This is a genomic window from Glycomyces buryatensis, assembly GCF_004912275.1.
Lineage (GTDB): Bacteria > Actinomycetota > Actinomycetes > Mycobacteriales > Micromonosporaceae > Glycomyces > Glycomyces buryatensis.
Genome location: NZ_STGY01000055.1, coordinates 39685 through 54890 on the forward strand (window position 1 = coordinate 39685; position 15206 = coordinate 54890).

Genomic DNA, 15206 nt, shown 5'->3' on the forward strand with positions numbered 1-15206 from the left:
TCGAATACGACGAAGCCCGGGGGCCGTGCCCCCGGGCTTTTCGCATCGCCGGAGAACGCGATTCATGCCGATCCGATAAGCGGAATGTCATGTCCCGCATACGGACTCGGAACTGAATTCGGACTCAGGGAATGAACACCACGTACTCGCGGAGATGATGCTCGAAGGTGGGGCTGATCTCGATCACCAGCAGCACCTCGCCGAGGCTCCCGAACGGTCCGGAGCGGGCCACCCAGTCCTGGATCTGACGGGCGCTGGTAATGGTCACTCCGGGCAGGCCCGCCAGGACGTGGGCGGGGGCGTGGTTGAGGTCGACCAGGCCGCCGTCGTCGAACTGGCGCGGCAGATCCGGGCGGCCGATGCCGAGTCGCTTGGCCAGCATCGGATCGGCGTCGACGGTGCGGCGGGCCTGCTCCCGCAGGTGCCGGGCCCGATCGACCACCTCGGTGCCTTCGAGGCGGGCCACCGGCACCTGCGGCCGAGCCGGCTTCTCCCAGACGGACGGCCGGATGACGAACAGGTGCCCCGTCGCGCCGAGCGTGCCGAGCCCGATGAAGGCGATGTTCATCGCGTCGACTCCGGAAGGCGCCTGATCCCCGAAGCTCCCCATGATCCCGCATGCGGCGATGAGCGTGGCGCTGTAGACGATCAAGCCGATGAGCGTATTGGTGGTGCGGCGCCGGCTCAAGGCGATCGCGAACGCGATGGGCGTGCCGAGCCCACAGGTCAACAGCGGAAGTAGGGCCCACAGGATGGTGCCGCTGCGGGAGAAGTTCGTGGTGGTTCGCTTGGGACTGTTCGTAGGTGGGACATAAGGACCGGAGGCGGTCATCTAACGGGGACTCCCAGTGGCGGAGGTGGCCTGCACCGGCCACACCGGGCCCGCCTGGGGCGGAATGGCCCAGGCCCGAAGCAGCCGCTCGGCCTCGATGGTATCCGGCTCGGCCGGACCGAGCGCCGCCGCCATGTCCTTCACCAATGCCGCGAGCGACTGATGCGCCTCCCCGCCGCGCCCGAGCGCCACGAGCATGTCCACCGCGATCCGCCTGGAGCGCAACGTATCCCGATGCCGCTCGCCGAGCAGGCGCCGCTGCCGCTCGATGACGGCGCCGAGACCGGCCAGGGCACTGGAGGCATTGCCAAGGGCCGCAAGGCATTGGGCGGCCCTGACTTGGCAGTGCAGTCCCCGGGCCGGTTCGGCGGCCTCGAAATCGGCGGTGAGGGAGCGATACGCCGTCAGCGCGCCGTGGAAGTCTCCGGAGGAGAAGGCCCACTCGGCCTCCTCGAGCCGGCCTGTGGCGCCGCGCGGGGCGGGAGCGGGGGAGGTCCGGCCGGCGGCGGCGGCCACGTCCGGCGGAGCGAGCGGCGCCCGGAGCGGCCACGTCGGATCCCCCGAATCATGAGCGGCCGCACCGGAAACGGGAACCTGGCCGAACAGCCTCGCCAGTTGCAGGAAGACCTCGGACGCCGACGAGGGCCGCCGCTCGGGCTCCTTGGAGAGCAGCGAGGCGATGAGCGAATCCAACTCGCTCGGCACCTCGGGATGCCTGCGCCGCACGGGCTCGGGAATCTCGGTGAGATGGGCGGTCTGCACCTCGTAGGCGCTGGAGTGAGAGGCGAAGAGGCGCTCGCCGGTGGTCATCTCGTAGAGCAGGGCGCCGAGCGAGTACAGGTCGGAGGAGGGCCCGACGGGCTTGGCCAGGATCTGCTCGGGAGCCATGTAGTTCACCGTCCCGGGCTTGTCGCCGGTGGCGGTCAACTGCGTGACATCGGGCTCCAGAATGGAGGCGATCCCGAAATCGACCACGCTGACCAATCCGCTCAGGCCGACGATGATATTGGCGGGCTTGAGATCCCGGTGGACGACACCGGCGGCGTGGGCGGCGGCGAGCACCGAGGCCAATTGAGCCCCAACGGCCACGGCCCAATCGGTGGGGAACGGCCCGGTCTCGTCGAGCAGATCCCGCAGGCTCAGCCCGGGCAGGTATTCCATGACCAGGTAGAGCTCGTCGCCGTCCTCATCGACCCCGGCATCGAAGATGGCGGGAATGCCGGGGTGGGAGATCCGGGCGGTGACACGGGCCTCGCGCCCGAACCGGGCGACGATCTCCTCGCGCCCGGGACCATGCAACAGGTCGGGCTTGACCACCTTGACGGCCACCTCGCGGTCCAGCCGGGCATCGATCCCCTGCCAGACACGCCCCATCCCGCCGGCCCCGATCGGCCGCGCGAGCGAATAACGGTCGCCGACCACACGCCTAGACTCCACCCCATATTTCTACCCGCCCCCGCCCAGCCCAAAGCGTGACCAACCGGATCCGGCCAGCAGCCGGGTCGGGATCAGCCGTCGTCCTCATCGGCATCGTCGTCGGCGAAGTACGCCTCGATACGGCGATTGAGTTCCCGCCGCCTGCCGCGATCCACTTGGGCCCCATCGAAGAGATCGGCCCGCATCTCCCGCAGCAGATGGTGCCAGGGGTCGCCTTCGATGCCCGGGAACTCTTCGGCGTCCACCTCGAGGATGGAAGCGAGCTCCACCAGATTCTGGTAGTAGAGACGCTCGTATTCGGGACCGAGCACGACCTCGTCAATGAAGGCGGCGAGGGAGTCCTTGACGATGATGAAGTTGTCCCGCAGGTTCCAATCCCAGGCGTCGGCGTCATAGAACACCGTCTCCCCGGTTTGAGCATGGAGCAGGATCGCCGTGGTGTCGGCCAGCTCGGACTCGCCGATGACATGCCAATCGTGCTCGCCCTGCCACTCGGTCTCGGACTCATCGAGTTTCCATCGGCCCCAATGCTCCCGGCCGGAGAACCGCAGCTGCCCCAGTTGACGACCCGCGAGGGCGGCGGCCAGGCGCTCTTGCGGCTCCAGGCTCAGGTCTTTGAAATGCTCCGTATCGAGCTCCCGGCGAAACTCCTCGCCGTGCTCCCAGATTCGCAGCACATTCGCCGCGAACCGCACGCCATCGGCGGCGAGTAGATAGTCGACCTTCGTCTTGATCGATTCGAGTTCAGCGTTCATCGTGATCCTTCTCTCGGGCCAACCGCAGCCGTTCGTCCGGTGCGAGTGATGCCGTGCCGCAACGCTAGTTCGCTCTGGCCGGATTCTAAGGTTCCCAGGTTCGGATACGGTGAGGGGCGGCATCCCGATGCGGGACGCGATCCCCTTATAGCGGAGGACATCCGATGGTGGGTACGGCCGAGATATGAGCGACGCAGCCGAAACCGATCGCCTGGTGGTCGAGTGCCTCAGCTGTTCTGGGTCGGGGCGTCAGATCAGTGCGTGTTCCTGCACGAAGACCGGCAACACGCTGGTCGTCTCCGAAAGCGCCGCATTGGGTTCGTACGAGGCGTTCGTCAAATGCCGCCTCTGCCACGGGTCGGGGACGGTCACGTATCGCTGCATCACCTGCTCCGGCGAGGGGCGGGCCCGCGGGCAGCTGGTGGTCTCGGCGGTCAACACCGGCACCGGACAGGTCGCCTCGGTCTCCGTGATCCCCGGCGTCATCACCCCGGTCAAAGTGGGCCCGGACGATCGGGGCCGGGAATGGGTACTGCCGCTCGGCGAGGTGCTGGGCGACGTCGCCGCCCAGGTCGGTCTCGACACCAAGCCCGCCTTGACCGGCTTCGGCTTCTACCGGTGGCGCCCGATCCGCCTCGCCCGCGAATGGGACCCCGAGATGGAAGCGGCAGAACGATTCCGGATCGAGGCCGAGGCGCTGGCCTCCAATGAGCGCGGGCGCCGCCAGGTCCTCATCGCGCACCCGAACCAGACCTGGCCCGCCGACCCGGACCAGCGGTTGGCCGAGTTGTGCTCCCTCGCTGCGGCGTTGCGGGTGGACCTGATGGTGTGGCGGCATGCTCGGGCCACCGGACCGGATGGCCGACCGCGGTTCTCGTGGTGGGTCGGCTTGACGCTGCCGGGTGTGCCGCTGCCGGTCGGGGGACCACCGTCCTGGCCCCGTCACATGAACCTGCGGAAAGCCTTGCTGCGCGCTGACTCCCAAGACATGGTCGACCGGTTCCATCCCGGCCACAACGATGACCGGCCCGGTGGGACTCCCGGCCGTTTCGTCGACGACGCTTCGGGCACCGGGCCCGCCGCTCCCGGCCCGGCATCGCAGCTGGCGCGCGAGCTCGAAGTGCTCGGCGGGGAAACCGATCCGGCCGCGGCGATCTGGCGCGACGGCGCCTGGCATTTGACGAAGGTCGTAGTCGCACGCGTCCGGGAGACGCTCATCCCGATCGAAACCGGCCAGGTCGAGCAGCGCCATCTCGCCGAATGGGCCCTGGAGACCGAGCCGCCGACGCCTACGTGGCTGGCCGCACCGATCCCGTCCCACGGCTGTGCGACCTGCCAGACCGGTACCGCCTGGTCGCAGTGCCAGTGCATTGACAACCGCAACGGGGACGCCTATTCGCGCTGCGCGGTGTGCGGCGGGACCGGGGAGCGGCCTTCGGAGACCTGCTCCACCTGTGGACACTCGGGCCGCATTCACACTGGCGCGGTCATCACCGTCACCGACGCTCGCTCCTTCGCCCGCCACATCAACCTCGCACCTCCCCCGGCCCCGCCCGGCACCCAGCCCACTCCGGTCGCCGCGCACGGCGGGGATCGGACGCTCCATCGGCTCGGCAAGCCTTGGCGGCTCGGCGGAATCCTCAAAGAATTCGGGATCGATCCGGCGAACGTGACCATCGCCGGCGGCCCCGACATGAGCAGCCAAATCTTCGACGGCACTTGCACCGCACTCGTAGGCGCCGACCACGACGCGCAGGCGCGGGCGTTCTGCGAGCGAATCAGCCGCGGCTGGAGGGCCGGGCGGGTCTTCTGGCGGTTGCGCCGCCCTGATGAGCGCGGCGTCAAGGCGCTGGCGCAGGCCGCGAACGCGTTCGGGCTCGACCTGGTCGTCGGGGCCCGATTTCAGGCACCCGTGCCCGCCGTCCCTGACTCGGTCGCGGTTGGGACCCGCTGGTCCGCATACGTTCTCGACCCGGAAGAGCGGCATAGGCAAGAAACCTGGCTGGGCGCCGACCGGCCATTCGCCGCGGCGGTGGGCTTCGGTTGGGAGCATTGGACGCGCGTATTCGAGTACCAGCGGTTCGCACCCACCGCGGTGCTGTCCGAACCGCAGCGGACCGACCCGGCATCGGCGGACCTCGACAGGCTCGAACCCGTCCTCGACGGACTCGCCCGCCGCTGCGCCGACCCCGAACCTCGGACGGTCAAGCTCCACCTCAGCCCGGACCGCGCGCTCATCAGATTGGAGGAGCGTTCGAACACCCCCGGTGAACGCGACTGGCGGGTGCTGGCCGACGCGGCGACGTTCACCGAGGCCGTCGCACAACTCAACGACTGAATCGACGAGCGTCTCGTGCAGTCCCGCTGTCGTCCATTCTCAGGACACCTTGGGCGGGTAGGCGATGTCGTCGCGGGAGCCGAGATAGTCGACCTTCGCCCGGACCTGCTCGAAGTCGGTGCGAATAGGGGCCGGCGTCAGGCCGCCCAGGCCTTGGCCTCGCCTGCCCAGTAGGACTGGGTCTCGTCCTGGCCGACTTGCGGATCTATCTCGTTGGCGCGGCGCAGGAAGGCCGCCAAAGCCAGATCCGCCTCCTCGTCGTTGTCGATCATGTACCGCTCCATCCGAAGGTGGTACATCCGCCACGAGATCTCCACATATGACGCTGCGGAGGAGTTCAGGAACGAGCGCCTGCCGTTGCGCCTGGAGACCCCTTGCACCGCACCGGTTCCCGGGGCCGCAAAGACGTCGAGGATGCGCAGGCGCCCCAGCAGGTAGCCCATGACCTCGTCATCCCTCTTTACCGCCTCGGCCGGCGGCGACGCCTCCGGCAGATACTTCATGATCGGAATCCTCGGCAGCCCGAAATCCAGCAGCGCCCGCCGATCGGGCTCGGGAACCTGCCACCCGGAGACCGCGGACGCAGGCGGAATCACCTGGTCGTCGGGATCGACGAGTTCGGCGATCGGATCATTGAGAATGCGGTCGAGCTGCATCGGTGACTCCTAGTCGGCTCGGCGATGACGGTCGACCGTCAGCCGGATGTCATGTTCTCGTAGACGGCTGCGAGTCATTCATGAAGGCCAGAGATGTTGCAACGCAATGCCATTGAACTCTGCTGTGTCCATTGATGAAGCTGTGCCGGAATTTTTCTTATCGCCGCGGCAACATGGCAGGCGAGTGGGTGAAAGTAAAGGCTGCTTCGGCATTTTTCTGGGTTGCAAGAACGGGCTTCAAGACGACCCCGCTAGTCGGAAAGCAAGCAGTGCGGCGCGCGATCAATGATCGCACGCCGCACTGGTTTGCTTGTCGCCGTTTACTTCAGCGGGTCGTTGTCGTCTTCGAAGCGGGCCAGGCCCCAGATGTCTTCGTCTTCGATGAGCCAGGTGCCGGAGTCGAACTCTTCGTCCTCGCCGGTGCCGCCGGCGCCCCCTCGGCCGCCGCCCATCATGCCGCCGCCTCCGGCTCGGCCTCCCGCAGCGCCCGCGCCGCGGCCTCCAGCGCCCATGCCGCCTGCCCGGCCGCCCATGCCGCCGCCGCGGCCCGCACCGGCTCCGGAACCTGCGCCCATGCCACCGGCACCGCCGAAGAGGCCCGCGCCGGCGCCACCGCCCATGCCGCCGCTACCGCCGCCAGTTCCGGGGCCGCCACCGGGTGCCGTGGGAGCCAATGTGCCTGGGCCGCCACCGCCGCCCGAGGCGAGACCGCCGCCGAGGTCATCGGGGTCTTCACCCGCCTCAGACGACCACGGGTTCTCGGAATCGAGGCCGGTGCTGGGGGTGCTGCCCGAGCCACCGGAACCGCCGGGGCCGGAGATGTCGGTCAAGTTCTCCGGCGGGACATAGGAGTCCGAGCCGGTGCCCATGCTGCCGGGCGACTGCGGCGCGGAGCCGCCATCGGTGCCCGGCCAGGCCGGGGTGTCGCCGTCGTTGAACGCGGTGTCTTCCGAAGGGTCGGCGACCGGCTGGATCGCAGCGACCTCGAACTCGGTGGATTGCTGGCGCGAGACCACATCGTTGTCGATCTCGGAGGCCTTGGCCTGGTACTCCGTCGAGCCGTCGGCGTTCTTGTCCGCGACGGCCGCGTCGGCGTATTCGTCGGCGTCTTTGTTCGCGGCCTGCTCGGCGTTCATGCCGGGCGGGAGGGTGTCGGGGTTCTCGGTGTACTCGGTGAGTCGGGTCTGGTACTCCTCTTCGCGCTCTTCGCGAATGCTGTCGAAGACGGTCGGGTCGAGCCCGGCCTTGTCGACGGCGGCCTGGGCCTCTTCGTCCTCCGAGATATCGCACGCGTCGTTGAAGGGAACACGGCTGTGCAGCCGGTGGGCGCAGCCCGAGTGTTCCTCCAAATAGAAGAGGGGAGCCGGGTAGGCAATTCTGTTGCTGCCCTGCTGGCCGGCGACCGTCTCTTGCTTCTCACGGAGCTGGCCGACCACGCCGCCCGCGCCGTCCTCGCCGATCGCGTCCACCATCGCGTCGACATTGGTGATGACGATGTCGACCTGCTCGGTCAGGGCTTCGTAGTCGGACCCGGTCCACTCATTGCCCAGATCGACGGTGGCCTCTTTGACCTTCGACTTGATGGTCTCGATCTTGCCTTTGAAAGTAGCCCAGTGATTGGCGATCGTTTCGAAGGCGTAGGCATCAGGGTTATCCGGGCGAAGCGCATTCACCATGCCTTTGACGGTCTCGCCGGGAGGCATGGCGACTTCTCCGCGCATGGTCTCGAAATCGGATTCAGTCTGGCCCATGACGGGAACCGCGGACATGAGCTTGACCCAGGCTCGTTCAGCCTCGGTCACCTGAGCATTGGTGCACCCGTCACCATCGCAGGAGGGGCTTGGGAGGAGCCCTTCGATGACGCTGTTGATGTCATCAGTGCTCTTGCCCTCATCAACTGCGGTGTAGGTGGCTTCGTCTTCGTTGCTCATTGGGGGTTACTCCTCGAACTTCGCAGCGATTTCGGAATTGAGGCCCGGAAGGTATTCTTCGGTCACGAAGGGGGCGTACTCATCCAGGGTGAAGTTGTAGACGGGAGCGTCCTCTCCGCCGGGGTCGTTGTCAACGTAGGTGAAGAACTCGATTACCCAGTTCCCTTGCTGGCCCCAGCTATTGACCGTCTGTCCGAATTCGGTATATCCGCTCCAGAAATAGCTCTCGGTCCACTCACCCCCGAGTTCACCTTCTTGTACGTCGGTGTACTCGGTTCCACCGTCGCCGGGTTCGAAACCGTCAACCAATGATTGGTACTCATCGGCGGCTTCTTGATCGGTTTCGAAAGGAAGCAGGGTCAGTTGGGCCCTGGCGTTCGCAGAGCCGGGGAGGTGGAACTGGCCGCGACAGGCCGGAAGTTCACCTTCGTTGTTCGGAACCATCCCGCCTTCGACGACTTCCTCGACGCCGATGTAGTCCTGGTACGGCTGGAGGTCTTCGAAGATTTCGCATCCGGTGCCCCATGAAGTCATGGCGCCGTAGACCTCTGCTTGGGTCACACCCGGATACACGCTTTCCGCACGGTCGCCTCCTCCGTCGGAGTTGCCGCCGTTGCTGTCGTCGCCGCCTCCGAGGGCGTTGCAGCCCGTCAGGAGCAGAACTGCGGCGCCGAGTGCGGCGGCGGTCTTGACGAGTCGATGGGTTCGCATCGGATTCAGGTTCTCCCGGGATCAGCCGTCTTGGTTGTTGACATCGGAGGTCGTCAGAGCCTCGGACTCGTCGCTGTCGTCGGCCGAGGCCGTGACCGCGTCGGACAGGCCCTCAAGGGCTTCGATCAGCTTCTGGGTATTGGTCCACATGGTCTGGTGGAACTCGTTGTAGCTGCTGCGTGCGGAGGGGGCGTTGTCGAGCACGCCGAAGGCGGGCATTTTGCCCAGAGCGCCTTCGGGTTCGAGCATGGGGGCGAGTTCGTCTCGAGCGGTTTCGAGGTGAGGCTTGACTGCCTCTGTGAACTCGCGCATGGCTTCAGAATCGATTTTTCTCGCCACGGGGGTTTCTCCTCAAGGAGCGCAGTGTATTTGGGACCTGACCTCGATGGTATCGGACCGGCGCAATTCACACGGAGCGCCCGAAGCCGGACATGAGGGTGGCCGCGTCTCTAGACGGATCTGGACGCGAGGGCGCGCCTTATTGGTCCGCTGAGCCGTGGCCGTTTAGACTTGTCGTGCGTGCTATGAGCACGAAATTCAGATAAGTGAATATCAGCGGCGGCCCGCCGCAACGTCGCTAAACAAGCTGGCGGGCCGCCTCCTTCACCAGAGAGGCGTACCTCCCGTGGCATATATCAGCCTACTCGAAAACAGGCCTGAGTCTGTAGACGGAAACCCCTCGGGCGTCGCGTGGAACGTGATCGTTCCGCCCTGGACGCTCCCCCCGAGGAACCCGGCGGCGTTCCGCGCGAAGATCGCCGCGCTCAACCCCAAGCCGAGCCCCAGCCCGCAATGCTCCGACCAGCGACTCAACCCTCGCCCCAACCGGCGTTTCGGCCCCCGGGCCATGCAACGCCCCGATCTGCCGAGCCTCGGTCGTCTGCGGGAGGCGGCGTTCGACCGCTTCATGGAGGGTTCGGCCGACCTTGCCCAGGCACACCACACGGAGATGGACCCCGGCCGCTGGGAACGGGCCTGGACGAGCCTGAGGGAGGGTCGGATCTGGCGGGCCCTCAAGACTGCCTGCGGCCGGGACCGCAAAGGAACCCAGAGTCGCGCGGCAGCGGCGGAACCGCTGAATCGGTCTGCCGCACAACAAGTCCGCGCCGCGCGGTTCGCCGACGCCCTGGGCGGAGCCCGCCGCGCCCGACAAGAGCACGCCACCGCCATCAGCGACGCCGAACCCGAAGGTCAAGGGCGCCTGAGGGGTAGCGGCGGCTGGCTCTCTGGGCCTGGACTCGACAACGTGCCCGGCGGCACTGTCGCAAACACCGGAGGTGATCCCGACACCGGAGATGAGGTGGCACCCGACTACGAAGGCCTCACGCCCCCAACGGAACCGCCCGAACCGTCCAAGACCGTCCACACCGCCGAGGAAACGGCCCGCAACCCGCACGCCCCGGGTTTCCACACAGCACCCGACGGCACGCACTACCTGAATTTCCCGCTCCAGACCACCGCCCGCGCCGCCGCCATCAAGGTCACCGACCTGATGCGGGCCGGGGCCGCCCTCGGAGCGCTCATGGACAGAGGGGCCACGGCATGAGACTCCACGCCGTCATCGATGAGGCCGGACTCCCGGTCCTCGGCATCGAAACGATCGACAATCGAAAGGTCCAATACTCCTGGCCCATCGGCCAAGACCGCCTCCGCCTACTCTTCGTAGACCTGATCCCCGCCACCATCGGCTCGATCACCGGCCTCCAAACCCGCTGCCCGCGACTCCACGTCTCCGAACCGCTCCACCGAGAATGGGCCGAATCCCAAACCGATCACCTGAAATCCGAAGCAATCCGCCTCTGGCACACCACCTTCCGCCACTGCGAAGGCTGAGAGGAGACGAGATCTCGGTACGCCCTCGAACTGGAGAAGCTTCTGGTCCGGGGGCACCGTGAATGGCGTTGGCCACGTAGATTCGGGTCGAACAATCAATCGCCCAGGAAGAAGAGACGTGCTTGACCCTCGATACCCATCGCAGACACCTGCCCGCATACCGATCGCGATTGCCCTGATCCAGTTCGCAGTCTTCTTCATCGCGCTGTCGCCGCTGGCACTCGTCCCGCTAATGCAAGCCGACGCGACCTACTACTTCGAGACCTGGATCGAGCCTGAACCTGGCGACACCGCCACTCAATACATGCTGGAACACAGCTACGTTGAGCTGGGACTCATCGGCGTCGGTGTGGTGCTCCTGCTCGTCTTGGCCATCGTCTCGGCAGTCGGATTGCACAAAGGCAAGCGCTCCGCCCGCATCCTGACCGCAATTTGGGTAGGCATCCTGGTTGTGGGCGCGATCGGGTGGGAGAGCTGGGTCTGGATCTGGAGCTCAAGCCTCGGCGAGGACCTGGAGTCGGCCTCCGCCGGCAAATTCTCGGGGGCGCAGTACTACATGGACGCGCTTGATCTGAATATCCCTGTGGCCGCAGCGACGCTCGTATTGGCCCTGCTCGTCTTCATCCTCGTATTGACACCCGCTGTGCGGAGGTGGACTCCCAAGCGGAGCTACGTCGTGTTCGCCGGGCAGCAAGCGCCCACGGCAGGCGCACAATTCGGTCCGCCGCAACAGGCCCAATTCCCACCCTCGGACCAGAGGCAGTTTTAGCCCTTGATGCTTGCCGTCATGTCGAAGATTCGAAGAGCCGCAGCCCAGCACTCCCAAACCGGCCGGCCTCCTTGGCCCGCCATGGATGTGATGAGCTGTGGAAGCGATGAGCACTGATCAATCCGAGCCGGCTCGGAACCGTGACTCCGATGAACCCCTTGAGGAACCGCCCTCGAGCTCCGCGGCCTCCTGCCCTTTTCCTCGCCGGCCTGACCACGACCCTGCTCACGGCCGTCGCCGGACTCACCGGCGGCCACGAGGTCGATTACCGCGAAACCGTCTCGCCCTGGTTCCGGAGCATCTGGATCCTCCAACCCGACGTCGCCGCCATGGCCGGCGCCTTCAAGCTCCACGCGCTCATCGGCCTGACCCTCTTCGCGCTCTTCCCCTTCACTCGGCTCGTCCACGCCTTCAGCGCACCCGTCTGGTACCTCTTCCGCCCCTACGTCGTCTACAGGACCCGAGACCGGGAACCCACCCCGGCCTCCCGCCGGGCACCCGAGGCTGGACGTAGATTCACCCGCTTCGGGGGAGTGCCGCGTGGAGGATTCGCTTTAGAATGGGGGACCCCCTTGTCTCCCAGCAGGAAGATGCCCCTCGATGCTCGACGAGGCCATGCAGCGCATCCACGAGGCCAAGCGCACCAGGCAGACGGAGCTCGATCTCGCCGATCTGGACCTCACCCAATTGCCCGAAGAGGTCTGCGAGCTGACCGGGCTCACCAACCTCAACCTCATGGACAACCGGCTCACAGGGCTGCCCGAGTCGATCGGCAATCTCACGGGGCTGGTCGAGCTGATCCTGTTCGACAACAGGCTGACTGCGCTTCCGGAGTCGATCGGGCGACTCGGCGCATTGACCAAGTTGGACCTCGGGAACAACCGGTTGACCGCACTGGTGGAAGCTGTCGGCGACCTCGCCACTCTCGAATGGCTCTACCTTTCCGGGAACGATCTGGAAGAACTGCCCGAGTCACTGTGCAACCTCGTCTCCCTGGTTGAAATCGACCTTCGCAGCAACGATCTCGAAGCGCTGCCCGAACCGATCGGCAATCTCGCGAGCCTGGCCGAACTCAACCTGCGGGGCAATGACCTCCGGTCGCTGCCCGAGTCGATCGGCGACCTGGCGCGGCTCGAGTTTCTGGATCTGAACGCCAACCGGCTGACATCACTGCCTGAATCCATCGGGGCGCTCGCCGCGCTCACCAATCTCGATCTCAACGGCAACCGGATCACCGAACTGCCCGACTCGATCGGCGAACTCAGGAAGCTGGAAGAGCTCGACGTGAGCTACAACCGACTGGAGGCACTGCCGCAGAGCATCGGGAAGCTCACCGCCATCAAGAAGCTCACCGCCCGAAACAACGACCTCCTATCACTGCCGGAAACCCTCGGCAACCTGGTCGCGCTCACCGAACTCGATCTCTGGGACTGCAGTATCGAAGCGCTGCCGGACACGATCGGGAATCTCACCGCGATCACCAGACTCGACCTGGGGTTCAACCGGCTTTCGGTGCTGCCAGACTCGATCGAAAACCTGACCGCCCTCACCGAGCTCGACCTCAGATTCAACCGGCTCTCGATGCTGCCGGACTCGATCGGGAACCTCACCGAGCTCGAGACGCTGGATCTCGAAGGCAACCGGCTCTCAGCACTTCCGGACTCCATCGGAGGCCTCACGGCACTCACGCAGCTCGAGGTCAAGCGCAATCAACTCAGTGTCCTGCCCGCGAGCCTGTCAGCAATCGGGGGGTTGAAGGAGCTTCTGGTCGAAGGGAACCCGTTCGCCCCCGAGGTGGCCGCCGCGGTTGCCAGCGGGCACGACGGCCTCATGGCCTTCCTCAAGGAAATTTCGTGATCGTTTGGCTTCAGCACCAAAATGATCGCGAATCTCGTTTCTGCTTCGCTATGCGCCCCAGCCCACCTCAACCAGGCGCTTCACACGATCGCGGAACTTGAACAAGCCCTGGCTCGCGGCGGTTCGCTGATGGTGAAAGCCCGAAGGCCTCAGGAACCGACCCTATTCACCGCCATTCCGTGAAACGGCCGGGAAACGCCAGATTCCAATCGTCTTCTCCGACTTGTTCCACGATTTCCGCGAGCTGCCTTCTCACCTCGGGATGAGCCGCAAAGTACTCGTCGGGCAGTGAGAGGCAGGCCGCAAGGAGATCACCGGGGTACAGATCCCCTTCAACCATTGGAGTTCGCTGGAGATCGTGCAACGCGAAGGGCACGGTCCATGCAAGCGAAATCCGTTGGCCGATGAGCAGGCGAAGCTCCTCGGTCGACAGCTGCGATGCAGGTTTGGCGCGCGCCGCATGGCAATGACGGATGAGTCTGGTTGCGTCAGCGGAAGGCCGCGGCCAGCGGTCGTTCTCCAATTGCTCCAGGGACTCATGGATTTCGGTGCGGTTCATGATGGCATGTGTCTGCACTTAGCTTTCCACTGGCCAAAAGCGGCAGCGATTGAAGCGCTCGCATGTACGTATGGACCGTCGCCTCCGTGACGAACCACCCTCCGTTCATCGTCGACGTAGATCATGTCGAACCCGTGCAATCGCAGCAGCGCTGACCGGACCATCGGGTCGGCGATCTCGTCGTCGCGCTCCTCGACCCAGGGTTTCGCCCAAACATGGGCCTCCTCGCGAGTGATCTCGCGGTTGATGACCCGGTTCCATTGCGCGGCCACCTCCTCGCGGTTGGGGATGTCCATACCTTCCATCATATTGCTCATTTGAGCCATTACGGGTTCGCTAGAATTGATCTATCGGCTCGATAATATATCCTTTAAGTATCGGAGCAAACATATTTTGAGCGTCAAGATCATTGGGGTCGATCAATCTCGGATCGACGACTATTTCTTGGCCCTTTCGCTTCTCGATCACGATAATTTCATCATAGAATTCAAGGAATCCAGATGAACTGTTATCACGAGATAGTAGGTCGAGTACGGACTTAATGATTCGGGCAAGGCCTCGATTCTCATCCTCGAAGTTCATAGATTTGCGCGGCTCGAAAGAGATCGAGGTAAAGGTGTCGGTGGCCTGCAATCGCCGTCCTTCGTCTGTGAACTCTGCAACCTCCATGACAGTCGCAGCAGCCCACCATTTCTCACCTGTGATAGGTGACGGCGCCAGGAGTTTAACTCGATCAAGATCGAGTACGGTACAGAAGAAATCCGAAATCTCCTCCACTGAATAAGAGGCTGTGTTGAATTCGTAATTTGTCGACATGGAAATCTCCTAGAACGGATAGAAATCGATGACCTGGCCGTTTTGAACAATCTTGATCTCCTCAAGGTTGTTGATCGGCTTGCGCTCCAGGGTCGCTCTCAGGTCGGCTATATTCATCCCTGAATCATCGAGGTTGAGTACGATATTATCAGCCTGCCCCTTCTTGACCTTCGCGGATATATCGTCTCGGATACGGCCTGGGTCATCTCTACTTGGAGAGTAGCAGTCGAAGTACTCGCCTTCGATTTTGTAATCGGGGTCCTTACCGTTCTCGTTCCTGGGAGGGTTTTGCTCAACGTCATACCCGTGTTCGGCCAGAGTCTGAGCGGCCTCATTCTCACGTTGTAGCCCTCGCCTGTTTTCTGGGCTGCCCCTCACTTCGGTCGGTTCACCGCGGGGCGTGTTGTTCGGGCTCGGCTCCTGAGACGGTTCGGTACGGCCTTTGTCATCGGTCGGCGTGTTGTTTGCGGAGTTGTCGGCATCAGCGTCGGTGCCACCATTGGCGTCTTGTCCTTGTCCCGGGACCTCGCCCTTTTTGTAGTTTCCTTCTACTGCGTCGTTGGCGGACGTGATGCCGTTGGCGGGCAGGTCGGCGCCGTGTGAGTTGGTGCCGCCACTGCCGTTGCCCTTGCCGCTCTTGTCTTTGGAGGCGAGGGCTAGGCCTATGACGGCCACGGTCAGGAGCTTGAAGAGGATGCGCATCGGATTCGGG

The 15206-nt window shown here is 64.8% G+C and carries 16 protein-coding genes and 1 pseudogene; 6 read left to right on the forward strand and 11 right to left on the reverse strand.

Translation table 11 applies throughout. From position 1 onward, the window contains the following. Positions 1-124: 124 nt before the first annotated feature. From FAB82_RS14160 to FAB82_RS14170, 3 genes are all read right to left on the reverse strand, one after another. Positions 125-832, reverse strand: a complete 708-nt coding sequence (locus FAB82_RS14160; protein WP_136535188.1) for a ComEA family DNA-binding protein — start codon at positions 830-832, stop codon at positions 125-127. Further along, a complete protein-coding gene (locus FAB82_RS14165) occupies positions 833-2269 on the reverse strand; it encodes a serine/threonine-protein kinase (protein WP_136535189.1) in 1437 nt (478 codons plus the stop codon). A gap of 71 nt (positions 2270-2340) precedes the next feature. Then, entirely contained in the window at positions 2341-3024 is a 684-nt protein-coding gene (locus tag FAB82_RS14170; RefSeq protein ID WP_136535190.1) for a hypothetical protein, read from the reverse strand. Positions 3025-3208: 184 nt separating this feature from the next. On the opposite strand from FAB82_RS14170, the gene FAB82_RS14175 reads away from it, so the two are divergent. Continuing rightward, entirely contained in the window at positions 3209-5362 is a 2154-nt protein-coding gene (locus tag FAB82_RS14175; RefSeq protein ID WP_136535191.1) for a DnaJ-like cysteine-rich domain-containing protein, read from the forward strand. A gap of 137 nt (positions 5363-5499) precedes the next feature. Here FAB82_RS14175 and FAB82_RS14180 read toward each other — a convergent pair whose 3' ends face one another. The 4 genes from FAB82_RS14180 to FAB82_RS14195 form a co-directional block, all read right to left on the reverse strand. After that, on the reverse strand, positions 5500-6018 hold the full coding sequence (locus tag FAB82_RS14180) for an SUKH-4 family immunity protein (RefSeq protein WP_136535192.1): 519 nt from the start codon (positions 6016-6018) through the stop codon (positions 5500-5502). Positions 6019-6338: 320 nt separating this feature from the next. Then, entirely contained in the window at positions 6339-7949 is a 1611-nt protein-coding gene (locus FAB82_RS14185) for a hypothetical protein (RefSeq protein ID WP_136535193.1), read from the reverse strand. A 6-nt stretch (positions 7950-7955) separates the two neighbouring features. Beyond that, on the reverse strand, positions 7956-8660 hold the full coding sequence (locus FAB82_RS14190) for a hypothetical protein (RefSeq protein ID WP_136535194.1): 705 nt from the start codon (positions 8658-8660) through the stop codon (positions 7956-7958). Between the two features lie 21 nt (positions 8661-8681). Continuing rightward, positions 8682-8972, reverse strand: coding sequence for a hypothetical protein (locus FAB82_RS14195; protein WP_136535195.1), 291 nt, complete (start codon positions 8970-8972; stop codon positions 8682-8684). 385 nt (positions 8973-9357) lie between these two features. Between FAB82_RS14195 and FAB82_RS14200 the strand changes: the two genes are divergently transcribed. The 5 genes and pseudogenes from FAB82_RS14200 to FAB82_RS14220 all read left to right on the forward strand — a co-directional run bounded on the left by FAB82_RS14200 (position 9358) and on the right by FAB82_RS14220 (position 13119). Beyond that, a complete protein-coding gene (locus tag FAB82_RS14200; RefSeq protein WP_136535196.1) occupies positions 9358-10206 on the forward strand; it encodes a hypothetical protein in 849 nt (282 codons plus the stop codon). Next, positions 10203-10493, forward strand: coding sequence for a hypothetical protein (locus FAB82_RS14205; RefSeq protein WP_136535197.1), 291 nt, complete (start codon positions 10203-10205; stop codon positions 10491-10493). Before FAB82_RS14200 ends, FAB82_RS14205 begins: the two co-directional genes overlap by 4 nt. 118 nt (positions 10494-10611) lie before the next feature. Beyond that, positions 10612-11262 carry a hypothetical protein gene (locus FAB82_RS14210; RefSeq protein WP_136535198.1) on the forward strand — a complete coding sequence of 217 codons (651 nt, stop codon included), beginning with the start codon at positions 10612-10614 and terminating at the stop codon, positions 11260-11262. A 200-nt stretch (positions 11263-11462) separates the two neighbouring features. Continuing rightward, positions 11463-11777, forward strand: a pseudogene (locus FAB82_RS14215) (respiratory nitrate reductase subunit gamma); the annotation flags it as partial. A gap of 85 nt (positions 11778-11862) precedes the next feature. Then, the gene (locus FAB82_RS14220; protein WP_136535199.1) at positions 11863-13119 is read left to right on the forward strand and encodes a leucine-rich repeat domain-containing protein; all 1257 of its coding nucleotides are present in this window, start codon (positions 11863-11865) and stop codon (positions 13117-13119) included. 166 nt (positions 13120-13285) lie between these two features. Here the strand turns inward: FAB82_RS14220 and FAB82_RS14225 are convergent, their stop codons facing one another. Genes FAB82_RS14225 through FAB82_RS14240 form a run of 4 tightly spaced genes read right to left on the reverse strand, consistent with a single transcriptional unit; the run spans position 13286 to position 15196 of the window. Then, on the reverse strand, positions 13286-13678 hold the full coding sequence (locus tag FAB82_RS14225; RefSeq protein WP_136535200.1) for a contact-dependent growth inhibition system immunity protein: 393 nt from the start codon (positions 13676-13678) through the stop codon (positions 13286-13288). Next, on the reverse strand, positions 13675-13974 hold the full coding sequence (locus FAB82_RS14230) for a hypothetical protein (protein WP_136535201.1): 300 nt from the start codon (positions 13972-13974) through the stop codon (positions 13675-13677). Before FAB82_RS14230 ends, FAB82_RS14225 begins: the two co-directional genes overlap by 4 nt. A 40-nt stretch (positions 13975-14014) precedes the next feature. Beyond that, a complete protein-coding gene (locus FAB82_RS14235; protein ID WP_136535202.1) occupies positions 14015-14494 on the reverse strand; it encodes a hypothetical protein in 480 nt (159 codons plus the stop codon). Positions 14495-14503: 9 nt separating this feature from the next. Beyond that, on the reverse strand, positions 14504-15196 hold the full coding sequence (locus FAB82_RS14240) for a CdiA C-terminal domain-containing protein (protein WP_136535203.1): 693 nt from the start codon (positions 15194-15196) through the stop codon (positions 14504-14506). Positions 15197-15206: the final 10 nt, after the last annotated feature.